Origin of the sequence: Nocardioides sp. NPDC004968 (genome assembly GCF_040608935.1) — a bacterium.
In the GTDB taxonomy this organism is placed as follows: domain Bacteria; phylum Actinomycetota; class Actinomycetes; order Propionibacteriales; family Nocardioidaceae; genus Nocardioides.
In genome coordinates this window covers 110725-128476 of sequence record NZ_JBEXJF010000006.1, presented here as the reverse complement: position 1 = coordinate 128476, position 17752 = coordinate 110725, and the positions used below count along the sequence as shown (strand labels likewise).

Below are 17752 nucleotides of genomic sequence, written 5' to 3'. Positions count from 1 at the left end.
TGTCCATGACCTACACCAACACCAGCGGAACCGATGGCCCGACCCGCGTCTGGCCGGTCCTCACCTACCGTGACGCCCCCGCGGCGACGAAGTTCCTCAGCGAGGCGTTCGGGTTTGAGCTGCGGGTGGCGTACGCCCGCGACGACGACCCCACAGTCATCGAGCACGCCGAGATGCGGTGGGCCGGCGGTGGTGGCCTCATGCTCGGCACCGCCGGAAAGGATGACTCGGCGTTCGGGCTGCGCAACTCGGGCAACGACTGCGTGTACGTCGACTGTGACGCGCCCGATGCGCTGTTTGAACAGGCCGTGGCAGCCGGAGCCGAGGTCGTCCGAGCCCTGAACGATGCGGATTCCGGCTCACGCGGCTTCACAGTCCGCGACCCGGAGGGCAACCTCTGGAGCTTCGGCACCTACGACGGCGAAGCCAAGCCGGACTCCGGAGAAGCATCGAGCGCGATCGACACCTTCGCCAAGCTGCTGGACGATTGGGCGGAGGCTTTGGTTGCCAACGATGCCGATGCCATCGGCGCCTTCGCCGAGCCGGACTGGATGTTCGTCGGCGAGAACGGGATCGTGCCGGGCTCGTCGTTCCTCGAGAGCGTGACCAGCGGCCTGGTGACCCACAGCTCGATGGCATTCGAGGTTGCGGAGGCCCGGATACTCGGTGACACCGCGTTCGTCGTCGCCCGCTGCGACAACCACGGCACGTGGCAGGGCGAGCCGTTCCACCTCGACGAGTGGACCTCCGACGTGTTCGTCCGCCGAGGCGCCCGCTGGCTGTGCAGCCTGACTCATCTGACGCCGGTCAAACCATGACACTGGAGTCCGACAGCGAGGTGGGCGTAGCGGTTGAGTTTGGCGGAATGTCCGCCCTCGATTGAGTAGAACTCACAGCGAGGTCACGCATGGCCATCATCGGAAGGGCCACGCCACCCCACCCGAAGACACCTGAGCCGCCGCCGGGTCCTCGAAGCTCTGACGATTGGTGGAGTAGAGCGACGGCGCGCCGACGAGCGGCTGCATCACGAAGGTGGGGCTGTCGAGTCCGCGATCGCGAGGCAAGTAGGACTGCACGGTGGCTCGGCGGCTGCACATGGGTGTGCGTACTACCCCTACCCGATGAGCTGCGGGATCTCCTGGGTCGCGAACCAGCCCAGGTCCTCGTCGGGGTCGGCGTCGGCAGGCCGGTCGGCGAGGTCGGCGTGGACGGCGGCGACGAGCTTGAGCGGCACGACCTGGTCGCCTAGCGCGGCCGGAGCGTCGACGACGACCACGACCCGGCGCCCGGGGCCCGCCAGGAGTGCCGCCGAGTCGTCGGCGGCGCTCATCAGGGCTGCGTACTCGGCCTCTTCACTGTCGTCGGGAGCCGCGTAACCGTCGGCGGTGCCGGGCAGCTCCCCCTTGGCGTACCAGTCAGCGAGGAGCTCGAGCGTGGCGGGTACGTAGATGCGGGTCACGGGTCGGATTCTGCCTCACTCGCCGGAGTTCTTGACCACGCGCAGGCCCCGGGGGGCCCGGAACCGGCGTCCGGAGACGGTGTCGAGCAGCTCGTCGAGGGCGTCGCTGATGCACTGTCCGACCAGTGACGCATCGGGCACCAGGTCGCGGTCGGCGGTGATCGCGAAGAAGACCTGGCCGTCGTAGGAGGTCACCCCGATCGCGAGGGTGTGCCCCTTGGCCAGCGGGTGGATGGGATAGGAGGCGACCAGCCGGGAGCCGGCGGCATAGCGCGGCTCCTGCGGGCCGGGCACGTTGCACACCGAGAGCAGGTAGTCGTGCTCGCTCTCGGCGGCCACCCGGGAGCCGACCACGTGGAAGGTCGCCGGGGCAAAGCCGCTGATCCCGGCCAGCCGCTGCGCACTGACCGTGCGGGCGTTGGCCTGGTGCTGCTCGAAGGAGTAGGACACCTGGTGGAGACGGACCACCGGCGACGGCTCTGCCACCGGGAGCACCACGAAGTGAGGCGCCACCGCGGAGCCGAGCTGGGTCGGGTCGAGCTCCTCGTCGATCACCGAGACCGGCACCAGGGCCGGCACCTGGCGTACGCCGGCCAGGGACTGCTGCCGGGTCATCAGCCAGGCGCGCAGACCGCCGGTGACGGCAGCCAGGATGACGTCATTGACGGTGCCGCCGTGGGTGTCCCGGATGCGACGGAAGTCGGCCAGGTCGGCCTGGAGCGTGACCACGAGCCGCTGCTGGGAGAGCGTCCCGTTGAGCGGCGTCGGCCGCTCCGGAGCGCGGCGGGTGAGCGCCCGGGCGATGCCGACACCCGCGTTCTGGACGTCCTTGGCCACCCCGGTGACCCGCCCCAGGGCGAAGCCGCCCAGGCTGCGTGCCATGCCGGTCAGGCCGCTGACCGAGGTGACCGCGTCGAAGACCGCGCCGGCGACCAGACGCGCGCTCGACTGCGGCTCGGGCGGCTCCCACAGGTCCGGCACGACCGGCCCGACCTCGGGCTTGTCGTCGAGGAGCAGCTGGACCAGGTCGACGGTCTCGGCGCCGTCCACCAGCGCCTGGTGGGTCTTGGTGATCAGCGCGACCCGATCGCCGGCCAGTCCCTCGATGACGTACAGCTCCCACAGCGGCCGGGAGCGGTCCAGCGGCCGGGACACGATCCGTCCGGCGAGGTCGAGGAGCTGATCCATCGAGCCCGGACGGGGCAGCGCGGAGCGGCGTACGTGGTAGGTGAGGTCGAAACGGTCGTCGTCCGCCCAGACGGGGTAGGCGATGCGGCCGGGCACGACACGGACCCGTTGGCGGTAGCGGGGCACGAAGGACAGCCGGTCCTCGACGTGCTCGAGGAACGCGCCGTAGTCGAAGCCCTCGGCCTTCGGCTCGATCAGCTCGATGCTCGCCACCTGGTGCGGAACGGACAGCGTCTCCCCGTCCAGAAAGGCCACGTCCCGTGCCTTCAGCCGATCACTCATGCCCTCTCAGCCCCCTCTTTGGTTCATGTGCGATTGTGGCAGACGCCAGCTTGAACTTAGTCCACGAAACGGGGAAGCAATGCGCCTCACGGCCCGGATAATCGCGGTCGTGGCAGCAATCTGCGGGATCGCGTGCGTCGCGACAGCCTGCGGAAACGACGTCGCCACCGAGCCCAGCAAAGACAGCGACCCGGTGGTCGTCGGTATCAACTTCTCCGGTGACTCGGTCGACCCGCACGGGACCCAGATCGACGTCCCCGTCGGCCACGGAGTCGAGCTCGACGTGACCGCCGACGCCGCCGGCGAGATCCACGTGCACTCCGACCCGGAGCAGTCCGCCGCCTACGGCGTGGGCACCACGCGGATCAGCCTGGGCGCGTTCGAGATCCCTGGTCAGTACGAGGTGGAGTCACACACCCTCGGCAAGACCATCGTCACCCTCGAGGTCAAGTGATCCTCACCCACGGCGTGGGTGGTCGCCAGGACCTCCCACTGCCGCTCGAGTACGTCATCGCGGGCGCAGTCCTCGCCCTCCTCGTCTCCTTCGGGCTGCTGGTGCTGACCACCAAGCGCGCCGCCGAGGGCCAAGTGGTCGGCGTACGCAACCCACGCGGCTGGCCAGTGCCCCGTCTCGGGCGTGTCGTCGACTCCCCCGCCTGGATCGCGCTGTGGCGCGTCGTCGGACTGCTGATCTTCGCCTACTTCGTGCTGGTCGCCTTCGCCGGCTCCGACAACGCCAACAACCCCATCTTCGGGATGACGTACGTCTGGCTGTGGGTCGGCCTCGTCCCGTTCTCCCTGCTCTTCGGACGGGTCTTCCGGGCGATCAGCCCGGCCCGCACGATCGTGGCCGCACTGACGTGGCTGCGCGGCGCCGGCGATCCGCCGTTGCGCCTGCCCGAGCGCCTCGGCTACTGGCCGGCGGCGTTCACGCTGCTCGCCTTCGCCTGGCTCGAGCTGGTCTACCCGGAGAACAACTACCTCGGCCCCGTACGCCTCTGGCTGGCCGTCTACCTGGCCGTGATGATCCTCGGCGGCGTGCTCTTCGGCGAGAAGTTCCTGGAGCGCTGCGACCCCTTCGAGGTCTACTCGTCGCTGACCGCGCGCCTGTCGGTGTGGGGACGTACGCAGGCCGGCAACCTGGTCCTGCGGACGCCGCTCGGCAACCTGGACACCCTGCGTCCGACCCCGGGGCTGGTCGCGGTCGTCTCGGTGCTCTTCGGCACCATCGTCTACGACTCCTACCGGGAGTCGCCGACATGGCTCCAGTTCGTGCAGAACCCCGAGATGTCGGCCAACACCGCCTACCTGATCAGCAACGTCGCCCTGATCGCGTTCCCGCTGCTCGTGGCCGGGTTCTACTGCCTCGGGACGATGCTGACCGGCGTCGGTGACGTGCCGCGCCGGGCGCTGCCCGGCGAGCTGGCGCCGTCGCTGGTGCCGATCATCGTCGGCTACGTCGTGGCCCACTACCTCAGCTACTTCTGGGAGAGCGGGTTGGCGACGCTGCGCAACGCCTCGGATCCGTTCGGAAACGGAAGCGACTGGTTCGGAACCGCGGACATGCCGGTCTCCTACTTCTTCGCCTTCCACGCCACGCTGCTGGCCGTCATCAAGGTGGCAGCGGTGATCACCGGACACGTGCTGGGAGTCTGGTCGGCCCACATCCGAGCGCTCCAGGTGCTTCCGCCGCAGCACCTGGTGACCGGGCAGATCCCGCTTCTGCTCACGATGGTCGGCTTCACTGTTGGTGGGTTGTATCTGCTGTTCGCCGCATAGCGCGTCGCTGCTTCACGGTTCACCCACCACGCATCCACAAAGCAGCGCAACTGTACCTAATGCGGACTAACAGGTTGGCGCGATGGTTTACGGCCGCTTGCAGAGTCTGGGAGACTGATCCTTATGTCTGGTACCCCCCGCTTCCTGACTCTTGCCGACGTCGCCGAGGTGCTCAACACCTCGAGCGCACAGGTCTATGCCCTTGTCCGCCGTGGTGAGCTTCCCGCCATCAAGATCGGCGGGCGCGGCCAGTGGCGCGTTGAGTCCAGCGTCCTCGAGAAGTTCATCGATGACATGTACTCGCAGACCAAGGCCTTTGTGGCCGACCACCCGTTCGTCGAGGCCGAGCCTGCTGCGCCCGCCGCCACGCCGGACGCTTCTTGAGTCAAAGCAACCTCAACCCCCACAACTAAACCTTCCCCACAACAACGCGAAGAGCTGCCAGGCATCCTGCCGAGCAGCTCTTCGCGTCTTTTCAAGTGGTGCGTCCTGGAAGTTCCTGGATGCTTGGCGTCGTCAGGGTGCGTGCATGGCAAGGCGGCGCCGCGAAGTCATACCGGGCGTCTTCCGAGCGGCGCCAACGCAGCCAAGTGCGTGCCATGGCGGCGCGAAGCGCCTAGGAACTTCTGGGACGCACCACTGGTCAGGCGAGGTTCTCGGTCTGCGCCTCGAGCTTGATCTTGAGCTCGTGGCGGGCGCCGTTGCGCATCACCGTGAACTCGACCGTCTCGCCCGGCTGGTGAGCCCGGATGGCGACGATCATGCCGATGCCGTCGGTGACGGTGACGTCTCCCACCTTCGTGACCCGGTCGCCGTCCTTGAGCCCACCGGCGGCGGCCGGCGAGCCGGCATCGACCACCGAGATCAGAGCTCCGTTGTGGTCGGCGGCCTGCACGTCGACGGAGGCGCCCACGATCGGGTAGGTCGCCTTGCCGGTCTTCAGGATCTGCGCGGCGGTCACCTTGACCTGGTCGATCGGGATCGCGAAGCCGACGCCGATGCTGCCGGCCTCTCCGCCCTCTCCCCCGCCCGCGGTCGCGATGGCCGAGTTGACCCCGATCACCTGGCCGACGAGGTTGACCAGCGGACCACCGGAGTTGCCGGGGTTGATCGCCGCGTCGGTCTGGACGGCGTTGATGTAGGAGGTGTCGTCCTCGGTCTGCCCGGTGCTCACCGGGCGCTGGAGCGCACTGACGATGCCCGAGGTCACCGTCGAGCTGAGACCCAACGGCGACCCGATGGCGACGACGCCCTCACCGATCCTCAGCCGTGACGTACTGCCGAGCGAGGCCGGCTCGAGCTCCTTGACCTCGGGCACGTCGAGGACCGCGAGGTCGTAGACCGCGCTGCGGCCGACCACGTCCGCCTTGTAGCGGCGGCCCTTGTGGTCGACCACCTCGATGCTGCCCTTGGCCTTGGCGGCGTCGGCGACCACGTGGTTGTTGGTGACCACGTGGCCGTTCCGGTCGAAGATGAAACCGGAGCCGGTCGCGGCATCCTCAACGCCCTGGTACTCGGCGAAGATCTGGACCGTCGAGGGCAGCAGCGTCGCGGCCACCTTCACGATGCTGGCGTCGTCGCCCTCCAGGGGCGCGTCGGTCTCGATCGAGCCCGGGTCGAGACCACCGCCGGCCAGGCTCGACATGTCGTCCTGGTCCTCGAGTACGCCGCCGGCATAGCCGCCCAGTACGCCGAGCAGGAACGCGACGGCAGCCGCGAGCGCCCAGATCGGGCCGGGGATCCGGCGGCGCTGCGAGGAGTCGGTCCGGCGTAAGGACGGTGGTGGCGCAGGCGGGGTGTCGAACCCGGGCAGGGAACCGCCAGGCGGTGGCGGCACCATGGGCGGCAGCGGAGCGGTGTCGGCGGCCGGAACCGGCGCGACGGCGGGTCTCGGCATGCCTGGCAACGGCACCTCGGCCGTGTCCCGCTCGTCGTCGACAAGGTCGTCAGGGGACGACTGCCCGGCCGGGGGCACGTCGGAGGGTGGTGCCCAACGGGAGATCGGCCGCGACTGGTCGTCTTGTGGTTCCTGCGTCACGACACCCATTCTTCCCACTCGTCCCAACAATGGGCAGCCCGGGTCTCGTGTCGCGTCGCCGGGCCGATGCTCAGCGGCGTACGTGAGCGACGACGGGAGCGCCCGGAGCGCCCGGGACCTGGGTGACCGCGGTGACCGGGAGATTCCTGGGGACCGGCGCGTCGGCGGGCGCGGCGGCGAAGGCGAACATGCCGAATACGGCGGCTCCGACAGCACCGCCACCGGCGGCGACCATCACCAACGTACGCCGCATCGACCGGGGGTCGGAGTAGGTCTCGTCGAGGTCGTCGGCTGGCCACACAGAGGCGGCCAGGGCACCGCCGCGGAGCGAGCCCTTGAGGTCGGCCGGTGCGGTGACGCCGGGGTCGACGCTGAGGCCGGCCAGGCGTCGCTTGAGCCAGCCCTCACGCTCCACGGCGCGGCGGCAGGCGCAGCACTGGTGCACGTGCGCCCAGGCGCGCTCCTCCTCCGCTGCGGGGAGCTGTCCGTCGAGAAGAGCGCTGGTGCGTGCGCCGAGGTGGTTGCCGAGAAGACTCATGAAGCCCCGCCCCACAACACCTTGGGCCCGGAGTGACGCAGTCGTCCGCCGCGCGGAGCGCGGTGGGCGAGGTTGTCACGGAGCATCGCCCGGCCGCGGTGGATACGCGAGCGGACGGTGCCGAGCTTGGCACCGAGGATCTCGGAGATCTCCTCGTAGGAGAGCCCCTCCACGTCACAGAGCACGACCGCGGCCCGGAAGTCGGGCGGCAGCGTCGCCAGCGCGCGCTCGATGTCGTCATCGAAGCGCTGGTCGGTATAGGCCACGTCGGGCGTCGGGCCGCTGCTCGTCAGGCGCGAGGCGCGCTCGTCGGAGAGGGCGTCGAAGCGGATCCGCTGCTTACGACGGGCCTGGTCGAGGAAGAGGTTGGTGGTGATCCGGTGCAGCCAGCCCTCGAAGGTGCCGGGGCTGTAGGTGTCGAGAGAGCGGAATACGCGCACGAAGACCTCTTGGGTGAGGTCCTCCGCGTCGTGGCGGTTGCCGGTGAGACGGTAAGCGAGCCGGTAGACCCGGTCGGAGTGCTTCTCCACGATCTCGTCCCACGTCGGAACACCCGGCTCTACGGTCGGGGCCTGCGTGGGTTCGGCGGTCATGGTGCTCCTGTCGTCTGTCTCGCTGATCGCTGACATCTCCTACGGTAGATCCCCTGGGACCGGAAGGGCTGAGAGTTGCCTGTGAGGCTCCTATTTTTCCTCTTCCTGTGCTCTTCCAACGCACAAGTTGGATCAGGCGTTCCCGCACCGTTGCGCGAAACAGGTTAGGTTTTGCGGTGTGACCAGCCCTGTCTCGACCGCAAGTTGGACCTACGCCGACGAGTTCGTCGGTGAGGACGACCTCCTCGCAGCCGCCCGATCCCGGGCCGAGGAGGTCGGTGTCGCCCCGATCGGGCCTGGTGGCGGAGCGGCGCTGCGCTTCCTCGCCTCGGTCCTCGACGCCAAGAACGTCGTCGAGGTCGGCACCGGCACCGGCGTCTCCGGGCTGTGGCTGCTGCGTGGCATGCGTCCCGAGGGGGTCCTGACCACCGTCGACATCGAGACCGAGCACCAGCGACTGGCCCGCCAGAGCTTCACCGAAGCCGGCTTCGGCCAGCGGCAGGCGCGGTGCATCGCCGGCGCCGCCCTCGACGTACTCCCCCGGCTCACCGACAACCACTACGACCTGGTGTTCGTCGACGGTGACAAGACCGAATACTCGGCCTACCTCAAGGAAGCGCTGCGTCTGCTCCGTCCCGGCGGCGTCGTCGCCTTCGACAACGCCCTGTGGCATGACCGCGTGGCCGACCCGTCCGTACGCGACGAGGAGACTTCCACCATCCGCGAGCTCAACCAGCAGGTCGCCGACAACGACGGCCTCATCCCGCTGCTGCTCCCGGTGGGCGACGGCCTCCTGCTCGCCCGGAAGATCTAGCCGAGACGTCACCCCCGTCGGCCGAAGCGTCACCCCCGTCGGCCGAGGCGGCACCTGAGTGCCATCTCGGACGACGTACGTGACCTCTCGGCCGACGCGGGTGACGTCTCGTCAGGAACCGACTCGGGAGAGCGGGTCCGCGCTCGCCAGCCAGCTGAGGAGGACCCGGGCACCGAAGCCGGTGGGGCCGGGAGTGAGCTCGTGGACGTCGGCGTACGCATCACCGCAGGCGACGTCGATGTGGGCCCACGGGATGCCACCGGTGAAGTGGTGCAGGAAGAGCGCGGCGGTGATGGCGCCGGGCCCACCGGGGGCGTTGTCGGCGTCGGCGACCTTCGAGGAGAGCTTGTCCTCGTAGTCGGCGACCAACGGCATCCGCCACAGCACCTCGCCGGAGACCTCGGACGCCTCGGCCAGCAGCGTGGCCAGCGCGTCGTCGTCGGCGAAGTAGCCGGCCATCGTCTGCCCGAGCGCCACCCGCATCGCACCGGTGAGGGTGGCGATGTCGACGAGGGCGGCCGGCTTGAGCTTGTCCACGGCGTACGCCATCGCGTCGGCCAGCACGAGGCGGCCCTCCGCGTCGGTGTTGGTGACTTCGGAGGTGCGGCCGCCGTAGTGGGTGACCACGTCGCCGGGGCGCAGCGCCGAGCCGGAGATGGCGTTCTCGGCGGCGGCGATGAGGCCGACCACCTTGACCGGGCAGCCGATCTCGGCCAGAGCCGACATCACCGCGAGCACCACCGCGCCGCCGGTCATGTCGCGCTTCATGTTGAGCATGCCGTCACCGGGCTTGATGTTGAGCCCGCCGGTGTCGAAGGTGATGCCCTTGCCGACCAGCACCACCGTCGGGGCCGTCTTCAAGGAGTTCAGCCGACCCGACTTGCGGGGCGTGTAGTCGAGCCGGATCAGCCTCGGCGGGGTCGCCGAGCCTTGGCCCACCGCGACGATGCCTCCGAAGCCATCGACCGCGAGCTGGTCCTCGTCCCAGACGGTGACCTTCAGGCCGGTCTCGCCTGCCAGTGTCGTCGCCTGCTCTGCGAGCCAGCCCGGATTCTTCAAGTTGCTCGGGACCGAGGAGAAGAACCGCGCGCGCCAGCGGGCGCGCGCGATCGCCTGGGCCCGGTCCAACGCTGCCGCCTGGTCGTCGCCGAGGTCGGCCAGAGTGATCGTCTCCACCGGCTTCCACGGCGCACCCTCGGAGCGCCAGTGGAAGAGGAATGACCCCAGCGTCGCGCCGGCCACGAACGGCTCCAGCCCGACCTCCGGATCGGCCGCCGGAATGGTCGTGACCACCTCGGACCGATCCCGCACGGCACGAGCCAGCGCGGCCCCCGCCCGCCGGAAGTCGTCGCGACGTTGCGCGCCGACACCGATCAGGAGGATCTGCCGCAGGGTGCCGGAGCCGGTGACGGCGTACGTCGTCACCTCACCGGCGCTGCCGGTGGCACCTTCGAACTCGAGATGACCCAGGAGGTCGTGTTGGTCGCCGAGGGCGGCGGCCCCAGGACCGATGACCAGCTCGTCCTCGCCCGGGATGACCGGGAGCGCGATGATCTCGGCATCGAGACTCTCCGGGCCGAGCGGATTGAGCGTGAAGGTGGGCGGCGTGACCTGGGTCGGCAGAGCCGGTGACGGCAGCGTTGTGGTCATCTACGCGTTCAGCCCAAGACCTTTGATCTCTTCGCCGAGCGCGGCGGCCTCTTCAGCGTTCAGTTCGACGACCAACCGGCCACCACCCTCGAGCGGGACGCGCATCACGATGCCCCGACCTTCCTTGGTGACCTCCAGCGGACCGTCTCCCGTCCGCGGCTTCATCGCCGCCATGCGGCACCTTCTTCCGTGTCTCGCGTGTCGGCGCTCACCTGCCGGATGGCCTCGGAGCGCGCATTGCACGTCCATTATCCCTCATCAGGTCAGCAGACCTGACGGCAAGGTGGGAGTTTCGGCGGGTTGACCTGCCTTCGAACCTGTCAGATGACCGAGGTTCCGTAGGCCCAGGTCAGCCAGATCGCGAGGATCACCAGCGTGAGGTGCACCGCGATGGCCACTCCGGAGGACTCGTGGAACGCTCCGCCGCGGTCCCGACGGTCGCCTCCGACGGGCCGGTCGTAGGCATCGTCGTAGCGCTCGTCATAGCGGTCGTCATAGCCGCGGTCGTAGGCCTCGTCGTAGTCGTAGCCCTGCGCGTACGCCTGGTCGTAGCCCTGCTCGTAGCCCGCGTAGGCCGGCTCGTCGTAGCCCTGGTCCCGCCGCCGTCGACGGGGCTGCGCCTCGGGCGCGGGCGGGGTCGGGGCAGGGGGCTCGGTCCGGTCACGGCCCCGGTCCCGGTCGCTCGGACCGTAGGACTCGAAGGAGTAGGGATCGTACGTCTCGGGCTGCTGCTGCCCCGCCTGGCGGCCGGACGGCCGGCTCGGCGCGGGCGGCGGCGCAGGCGCGGGTTGGGGGGCCGGCTGCGGGGCGGGCCGGGGTGCGGGGCGCGGCGCGCGCGGCGGGCTCGGCTGCTGTTGACCCGGGTAGTCGGAGTAGCTACTGTCGCGCCGGTAGCGGCGGTCGGCGAACTCGTCATGGCTGTCGTTGCGGCGGTCGTCGTAGCGATCGTCGTAGCCGCGCGAGCGGCGCTGCGGCGGCTCCTGACGGCGACCCCATGGGTCCTGGCCGCTCCGGCCCGGCTCGCCCTGACTCGGCTGGGGCTGCTCGGGCGCCGGGCGCTGAGGAGCCGGACGCTGAGGGTCGGGACGCTGCGGGGCGGGACGCTGGGGGGCCGGACGCTCACGCATCGGCTGCTCCGGGGCTCGCCGCTCCTGTGCGGGTCGCGCGGGAGCAGGGCGGTCCTGCCGCGGCCGGGCGGGAGCCTCCGGGACCGGCGGCTGGGGCGCGGGCTGGTGACGTACGGGCTGCTGGGGTGCCGGCGGCTGGGGGGCGGCTGCCCGCCGCGGAGGCCTCTGCGGGGCGGGCTGGGGCTGCGGTGCGGGCTGCGGCGCGGGCTGCGGTGCGGGCTGCGGTGCGGGCGGGGGCGGTGTCTGCCGCCCGGCCACGCGGCGACCGATCTGCCCGTCCCGCGTCGGAGCAGGAGCCGGAGCAGGGACAGGAGCCGGAGCGGGGGCCGGCGCAGGGGCCGGGGGCGCAGGCGAGGAGTCACGCTCGATCGGCGCCATCACGGCGGTCTCCTCGACACCCGAGGCTGCTCGCCGGGGCTCGGGCCGGCGTTCGGCCGGACGTCCCTGCTGTGCGACGGGCTGAGGAACAGGCTGCTGAACCGGTCGGCGCGGGTCCGCGTAGCCCGCCCGGCCGTCGGGCTCGGCGTAGTCGTCGTAACCGGCCTCTGCATAGCCGTTCTCGCCGTAGGCGTAGCCGTCCTCGGCGTACTCCTCGGCGTAGTCGTCATAGCCGTCGTCATAGGCGTAGTCGTCGTGGCCGGAGGCTGCGGCGCGCTGCTCCTTGAGCCGGCGGGCGAGCAGGTAGAGGCCCGCGATCGCGGCGAGCCAGATCCCGAAGAGCCCGATCACGCCCGGGAGGTCGCCGCCGAGGAAGAACGACGACGGCGAGGCGAGGAAGAGGACCCAGACCAGGAGGCCGGCTGCGCCGGCGTACAGGTGGATCTTGGGCGGCAGCCCCGCCTCCTGCGGCTGCAGGAGATGTGGCTTCAGATAGGTGAGCGCGACGATCACCGCGACCAGGGCGGTCACGGCGTAGACGAGTACGGCAGCGAAGCTCACGGCAGCGATTCTGTCCTAGACGTCGGGCGAGCCCGAATCGGGCTCGGGCGATTGTGATGTGAGTCCCCCGACTCCGACCTCGGCACCGGCATCCCCGGCCGCGGTCGACTCACGCCATTCTGCCTCCTCGGCAAGGCGGGCGATCAGAGCGTCCACCTCGTCCATCCGGTAGCCGCGGAAGGCCACCGAGAAACGTACGTGACGCAGGTCCGCCGCTTCCAGGACGCGGTCGCGGGGCACCAGAGCGTCGGGCTGGTCGCCGTACTCCTCCCCCATCGGCGCGCCTGTCCCGGCGGCTACGAGGGCGACTCCTCCGAGAGCCAGCACGATGAGTGCCGCGAAGATCCAGCCCATCCGTCAGTCACGCGCCTTCAACATCAGCTCGACCGCCTCGTCCACGTCGTCGGTGAGGGTGATCATGTCCAGGTCGCTCTGCTTGATCCGGCCGTCGGCCAGCATGGTCTCGCGCATCCAGTCGAGCAGTCCCTGCCAGTGCTCCACGCCCATCAGCACGATCGGGAACTGGGTGATCTTCTTGGTCTGGGAGAGCGTCATCGCCTCGAAGAGCTCGTCCATGGTGCCGAGCCCGCCGGGCATGACGATGTAGCCCTGGGAGTACTTCACGAACATCATCTTCCGCACGAAGAAGTAGCGGAAGTTGAGCCCGAAGCTGACGTAGTCGTTGAGCCTGGCCTCGAAGGGCAGCTCGATGCCGAGGCCGATCGACTCGCCACCGGCCTCGAGAGCGCCCTTGTTGGCCGCCTCCATCGTGCCCGGGCCACCGCCGGTGATCACCACGAAGCCGGCCTCGGCCAGGCCGCGGCCGACCGCCTCGGCCTGGGCGTAGGTCGGGTGGTCCTGGGGCGTGCGCGCCGACCCGAAGACGCTGATCGCCGGGCCGATCTCGGAGAGGTCGTTGAACCCCTCGACGAACTCGGCCTGGATCTTCATGACCCGCCACGGATCGGTGTGGACCCAGTCGCCGTGGCCGGAGCTGTCCAGCAGTCGCTGGTCGGTGGTGCTGCCGGCGGGGCGTCCCTTGGTGGGGCGTGGGCCGGAGCCGCTGCGTCGGGTCATGCGGTCAACCAATCACGAAGGGCCTGCTCGCAGGTGGTGATCTCGGAGATCCGCACGTGCTCGTCGGCCTTGTGGGCGAACATCGGGTCACCTGGACCATAGTTGACCGCCGGTATGCCGAGAACCGTGAACCGCGCCACATCGGTCCAGCCGAACTTGGGTCCGACCTCGCCGCCGACCGACTCGATGAAGGCCTTGGCCGCGGGACGGTCCAGGCCCGGCAGCGCGCCCGGGGCCGAGTCGGTCAGGGTGACGTCGTAGCCCTCGAAGAAGTCGGTCACGAACGCCAGCGCCTCCTCCTCGCTGCGGTCCGGCGCGAAGCGGAAGTTGACCGTCACCACGCACTCGTCGGGGATCACGTTGCCCGCCACTCCCCCGGCGACGAAGACCGCGTTGAGGCCCTCGTGAAACTCCAGCCCGTCGATGACCGGCTTGCGCGGGACGTACGACTCCAGGCGGCGCAGCACCTCGCCGGCCTTGTGGATCGCGTTGACGCCGCGCCAGGAGCGGGCGCTGTGGGAGCGCTCGCCGGTGGTGCGTACCTCGACCCGCAGGGTGCCCTGGCAGCCGGCCTCGACTCCGGCGTTCGAGGGCTCCATCAGGATCGCGAAGTCTCCGGCGAGCAGGTCGGGCTCGCTGGCAGCGAGCTTGCCGAGACCGTTGTGGACGGCCTCGATCTCCTCCGCGTCGTAGAAGACGTACGTCACGTCGCGGTTGGGCGTCCGGAGGGTCGCGGCGAGCTTGAGGATGACCGCGTCGCCGGACTTCATGTCACACGCGCCAAGGCCGTGCAGGATGCCGGTGGCCTCGTCGAGGCGGCTCGGGAAGTTGCCGTTGACCGGCACCGTGTCGAGGTGGCCGGCGATGACGACGCGCTCGGGGAGGCCGAGGTCGGTGCGCGCCACGATCGAGTTGCCCCGCCGCTCGACGACGAGGTGGTCGTACGCAGCCAGCGCCCGCTCCACGGCGTCGGCCAGCTCGAGCTCGTTGAGGCTCACCGAGTTGATGTCCATCAGCTGCCGGGTCAGCGTCACCACGTCGGTCGTCAGGTCGATCTCAGGAGTGTCAGGACTGGTTGTCACAGGCGCTAGTCAACCAGCCCTTCATGAGAGTTCGTCGGCCGCACCGGTTGACCGGCGGCCGACGTGCGCGAGCACGCCGTCGATGATCCGGGCCAGCCCGTAGTCGAGCTCGCGCGCGGGGTCGCTGGCCGCCTGATAGGCCTCGCCGGCGGCGGTGCCGACCCGGTTGGCGAGCGGATAGTGGGCGCCTGCCATGACCTCGCTCAGCGTGTCGTAGTTGGCCTCCCACCACTCTGACTCGGTCATCCCGGTGACCTGCTCGGCGCGGCGCTTCATGAGCTCGCTGCGGGCGATGTTGCCCGCGAAGCCGATCAGCACGGCGACCGTCTGGTCCATCTCCAGGTCGGAGAGCCCGAGGCCTTCGACGGCCTGCAGCTGCCACTCGTAGCGGTCGCTCATGTTCGGACCCAGCCAGGGGCGTACGTCCTGCACCTCGAGCAGCCACGGATGGGCCCGGAGCTCGTCGTGCGTGAGGTTTGCGACCAGCTCGAGGCGCTTGCGCGGATCCTCGGGCAGCTCCGGGAGCTCGGCGCGGCCGGTCACCTGGTCGGCCATGAGCATCAGCAGCGCGTCCCGGTTGGGCACGTAGGAGTAGAGCGTCATCGCCCCCAGGCCGAAGCGCTGCGCGATCGCGCGCATCGTGACGGCGGCCAGGCCCTCGGCGTCGGCCAGGTCGATCGCGGCGTCGACGATCTCGTCGACGCTCACCTTCTGCTTCGGGCCGCGCTTGGTCTTCGGCTCCTCGCGCACACCCGCCCGATGGCGCCACAGCAGGCGCAGGGAGGGGTCCGACTGGTCTGGCTGGTCCGGCACGTCGCTCATCGTAACCTCATCCGAAATAATTTCGTACGTCGTACGGAACAAATGCTACAGTCGCTCCGTTGACATCTTCGTACAGCGTACGAAATTGGAGGAACGTGTATGCCGAACGACGCGAAGCCGGTCCCGCCGCGCTGGCTCAAGCCGATGAACAAGGTCTTCATGACCCTGTCGAAGACCGGGATCGGGATGAAGGATCTGCCGGTGCTCACCGTGCCGGGCCGCGCGAGCGGCAAACCCCGCAGCACCCCGCTCTCGGTCCTGGACCTGAACGGACGCCGCTACCTGCTCGAGGGCTTTCCGGGAGCCGACTGGGCCCGCAACGTACGTGCCGCCGCCGGTCGCGCCACTCTCCGGATCGGCAAGGACACCGAGGAGGTGCGTCTCGTGGAGGTGGAGGGCGAGGAGGCGTTGGCCGTGCTCCGGGCCTGGCCGGAGCGGATGACGGACGGCGCGAAGATCATGCTCGACGCCGGCGTGGTCACGGCGGTGACGCCGGAGGCGTTCGAGGCGGTCGCCGGCCGCTGCGGCGTGTTCCGGATCGAGGTGGGCCGATGACCTCGACTCCCCTGTCCGCGCGCGGCGTGCGCAAGCGCTACCGCGACACCCATGCCCTCGACGGCCTCGACCTCGAGGTCGCCGCCGGCACCGTGCACGCCCTGCTGGGCCCCAACGGCGCCGGCAAGTCGACCGCAGTGAACGTCTTCGCGACCCTGACCCGGCCCGATGCCGGTGAGGTCCGCGTCGGCGGCCACGACGCCGTACGCCATCCCGCCCGGGTCCGCTCCACGATCGGCCTGGTCGGCCAGAGCGCCGCGCTCGACGAGGCCCTCCACGGCCGGGAGAACCTGGTGATGTTCGGCCGTCTGCACGGCCTCTCGAAACCCGATGCCGTACGCCGCGGCGGCGAGCTCCTCGACGCCTTCGGCCTCACCGAGGCCGCCGACCGGAAGGTCTCGGGCTACTCCGGCGGGATGCGGCGGCGCCTCGACATCGCCGCCGGCCTGGTCACCCGTCCGCGGATCCTCTTCCTCGACGAGCCGACCACCGGGCTGGACCCGCGCGGCCGTCACGAGGTCTGGGAGATGGTGCGGCAGGTGGTCGCCGACGGGACGACGGTGCTGCTGACCACCCAGTACCTGGACGAGGCCGACCAGCTCGCCGGCATGGTCACCGTGCTCGGCGCGGGCCGGGTGATCGCCGAGGGCACCCCGTCGGTCCTCAAGAGCGATCTCGGCGGCGACCGAGTGATCATCACCGCGACCGGGCCGGACGATCTCGCCCGGATGGCCGGCGTCCTCGGCTCCGCCGCCGTCATCGACCCCGACCGGCACGAGGTCACCGTCGAGGCCGGCGCGGCCGGCGGCGGTGCCGCGGTCGTCGAGGTCGTACGCACCCTCGACTCCGCCGGCATCACGGTCGACGACGTGCTGCTGCGCAGACCGACCCTGGACGAGGTGTTCCTCCACCTGACCGCCCCCGAACCCGCACACGATCGCGAAGGAGCCGCCCGATGACCGCCATCGCCTCGACCCTGCGACAGACCGTGACCCAGACCTGGGTGATCACGCTCCGCGACCTCAAGCACTGGCAGCGCGAGCCGTGGGGACCGGTCTTCGGGATCCTGTTCGCGATCATGATGCTGCTGATCTTCGGCTACCTGTTCGGCGGCGCGATCGAGATGCCGGGCGGCGGGTCGTACCTGCCCTATCTGCTGCCCGGAGTGCTCGCGCTGACGATGATGTTCGGCATCGACGGCACCATGGCCGTGGTCACCGAGGACACCAAGCGCGGCGTCACCAACCGGTTCCGGTCGCTGCCGATGAGCGGTCTCGCTGTGCCCCTGGGGCGGGCGATCGCCGACCTGGGCAACTCGGCGGTCCAGCTGGGCGTCCTAATGCTCGGCGGGCTGCTGATCGGGTGGCGGATCGAGGGCTCGTTCCTCGAGGCGGCGGCTGCGGTCGGGCTCCTGCTCTGGCTGCGGCTGGCGATGCTGTGGCTGGGCATCTTCCTCGGGCTGACCCTGCGGATGGAGGGCGCGCTGACGATGGTGCAGGTGCTGGTGTGGCCGCTGGGGTTCTGCTCGAGCCTGTTCGTCTCGCCCGAGACGATGCCCGGCTGGCTCGGCTTCCTGGCCGCCTGGAACCCGGTCTCGGCGACCGCCACCGCCTGCCGCGACCTCTTCGGCAACCCGACCGGGATCACCTCCGGGGTGCTCGCCGACCACGCGACCCTTTTGGCGCTGGCCTGGCCCGCGGTTCTGCTGGCGGTCTTCGTCCCGCTCTCCGTCCGCGCGTTCCGGCGCCTGGGCTGAGAACGGAAGAACGGGCCCGGGAAGGCGATGCCTTCCCGGGCCCGTTGGCGAAT

The 17752-nt window shown here is 70.0% G+C and carries 20 protein-coding genes; 8 read left to right on the top strand and 12 right to left on the bottom strand.

From position 1 onward, the window contains the following. Positions 1-5 precede the first annotated feature (5 nt). Positions 6-818: a DUF4440 domain-containing protein gene (locus tag ABZU72_RS09545; protein ID WP_355018622.1), complete on the top strand. Its 813-nt coding sequence runs from the start codon at positions 6-8 to the stop codon at positions 816-818. A gap of 296 nt (positions 819-1114) precedes the next feature. Here ABZU72_RS09545 and ABZU72_RS09540 read toward each other — a convergent pair whose 3' ends face one another. Continuing rightward, the gene (locus tag ABZU72_RS09540) at positions 1115-1459 is read right to left on the bottom strand and encodes a hypothetical protein (RefSeq protein WP_355018621.1); all 345 of its coding nucleotides are present in this window, start codon (positions 1457-1459) and stop codon (positions 1115-1117) included. Between the two features lie 15 nt (positions 1460-1474). After that, positions 1475-2929: a wax ester/triacylglycerol synthase family O-acyltransferase gene (locus ABZU72_RS09535; RefSeq protein ID WP_355018620.1), complete on the bottom strand. Its 1455-nt coding sequence runs from the start codon at positions 2927-2929 to the stop codon at positions 1475-1477. A gap of 109 nt (positions 2930-3038) precedes the next feature. Here ABZU72_RS09535 and ABZU72_RS09530 point away from each other — a divergent pair, with 109 nt between their 5' ends. The 3 genes from ABZU72_RS09530 to ABZU72_RS09520 all read left to right on the top strand — a co-directional run bounded on the left by ABZU72_RS09530 (position 3039) and on the right by ABZU72_RS09520 (position 5092). Next, entirely contained in the window at positions 3039-3383 is a 345-nt protein-coding gene (locus ABZU72_RS09530; protein ID WP_355018619.1) for a hypothetical protein, read from the top strand. Then, positions 3380-4708, top strand: a complete 1329-nt coding sequence (locus ABZU72_RS09525; RefSeq protein WP_355018618.1) for a hypothetical protein — start codon at positions 3380-3382, stop codon at positions 4706-4708. Before ABZU72_RS09530 ends, ABZU72_RS09525 begins: the two co-directional genes overlap by 4 nt. A 123-nt stretch (positions 4709-4831) precedes the next feature. Further along, positions 4832-5092: a helix-turn-helix domain-containing protein gene (locus ABZU72_RS09520; protein WP_355018617.1), complete on the top strand. Its 261-nt coding sequence runs from the start codon at positions 4832-4834 to the stop codon at positions 5090-5092. Positions 5093-5351: 259 nt separating this feature from the next. On the opposite strand, the gene ABZU72_RS09515 is transcribed toward ABZU72_RS09520, so the two are convergent. From ABZU72_RS09515 to sigE, 3 genes are all read right to left on the bottom strand, one after another. After that, positions 5352-6746, bottom strand: coding sequence for a trypsin-like peptidase domain-containing protein (locus tag ABZU72_RS09515; RefSeq protein ID WP_355018616.1), 1395 nt, complete (start codon positions 6744-6746; stop codon positions 5352-5354). A gap of 70 nt (positions 6747-6816) precedes the next feature. After that, complete coding sequence (locus ABZU72_RS09510; protein WP_355018615.1) at positions 6817-7284, bottom strand: hypothetical protein; 468 nt, start codon at positions 7282-7284, stop codon at positions 6817-6819. Next, complete coding sequence (sigE, locus tag ABZU72_RS09505; RefSeq protein WP_350664228.1) at positions 7281-7913, bottom strand: RNA polymerase sigma factor SigE; 633 nt, start codon at positions 7911-7913, stop codon at positions 7281-7283. Before sigE ends, ABZU72_RS09510 begins: the two co-directional genes overlap by 4 nt. A gap of 142 nt (positions 7914-8055) precedes the next feature. Between sigE and ABZU72_RS09500 the strand changes: the two genes are divergently transcribed. Next, a complete protein-coding gene (locus tag ABZU72_RS09500) occupies positions 8056-8691 on the top strand; it encodes an O-methyltransferase (RefSeq protein ID WP_355018614.1) in 636 nt (211 codons plus the stop codon). Between the two features lie 111 nt (positions 8692-8802). Here the strand turns inward: ABZU72_RS09500 and ABZU72_RS09495 are convergent, their stop codons facing one another. From ABZU72_RS09495 to ABZU72_RS09465, 7 genes are all read right to left on the bottom strand, one after another. Further along, the gene (locus ABZU72_RS09495; RefSeq protein WP_355018613.1) at positions 8803-10341 is read right to left on the bottom strand and encodes a leucyl aminopeptidase family protein; all 1539 of its coding nucleotides are present in this window, start codon (positions 10339-10341) and stop codon (positions 8803-8805) included. After that, positions 10342-10515, bottom strand: coding sequence for a DUF3117 domain-containing protein (locus tag ABZU72_RS09490; protein WP_008358749.1), 174 nt, complete (start codon positions 10513-10515; stop codon positions 10342-10344). A 146-nt stretch (positions 10516-10661) separates the two neighbouring features. Continuing rightward, complete coding sequence (locus ABZU72_RS09485; protein ID WP_355018612.1) at positions 10662-12407, bottom strand: hypothetical protein; 1746 nt, start codon at positions 12405-12407, stop codon at positions 10662-10664. Positions 12408-12422: 15 nt separating this feature from the next. Next, on the bottom strand, positions 12423-12761 hold the full coding sequence (locus ABZU72_RS09480; protein ID WP_355018611.1) for a DivIVA domain-containing protein: 339 nt from the start codon (positions 12759-12761) through the stop codon (positions 12423-12425). Positions 12762-12764: 3 nt separating this feature from the next. Next, positions 12765-13484, bottom strand: coding sequence for a TIGR00730 family Rossman fold protein (locus ABZU72_RS09475; protein ID WP_355018610.1), 720 nt, complete (start codon positions 13482-13484; stop codon positions 12765-12767). Beyond that, positions 13481-14566 (bottom strand): succinyl-diaminopimelate desuccinylase, encoded by a 1086-nt coding sequence (dapE, locus tag ABZU72_RS09470; RefSeq protein ID WP_355018609.1) that lies wholly within the window; start codon positions 14564-14566, stop codon positions 13481-13483. The genes ABZU72_RS09475 and dapE overlap by 4 nt, the downstream gene beginning before the upstream one ends. A gap of 21 nt (positions 14567-14587) precedes the next feature. Next, positions 14588-15388: a TetR/AcrR family transcriptional regulator gene (locus ABZU72_RS09465; RefSeq protein WP_355018608.1), complete on the bottom strand. Its 801-nt coding sequence runs from the start codon at positions 15386-15388 to the stop codon at positions 14588-14590. 99 nt (positions 15389-15487) lie between these two features. Here ABZU72_RS09465 and ABZU72_RS09460 point away from each other — a divergent pair, with 99 nt between their 5' ends. From ABZU72_RS09460 to ABZU72_RS09450, 3 genes are read left to right on the top strand one after another with little or no spacing between them, the layout of a single operon-like run. After that, positions 15488-15943 carry a nitroreductase/quinone reductase family protein gene (locus tag ABZU72_RS09460; RefSeq protein ID WP_355018607.1) on the top strand — a complete coding sequence of 152 codons (456 nt, stop codon included), beginning with the start codon at positions 15488-15490 and terminating at the stop codon, positions 15941-15943. Further along, a complete protein-coding gene (locus ABZU72_RS09455) occupies positions 15940-16902 on the top strand; it encodes an ATP-binding cassette domain-containing protein (RefSeq protein ID WP_355018606.1) in 963 nt (320 codons plus the stop codon). Before ABZU72_RS09460 ends, ABZU72_RS09455 begins: the two co-directional genes overlap by 4 nt. After that, positions 16899-17699, top strand: coding sequence for an ABC transporter permease (locus tag ABZU72_RS09450; RefSeq protein WP_355018605.1), 801 nt, complete (start codon positions 16899-16901; stop codon positions 17697-17699). The genes ABZU72_RS09455 and ABZU72_RS09450 overlap by 4 nt, the downstream gene beginning before the upstream one ends. Positions 17700-17752: the final 53 nt, after the last annotated feature.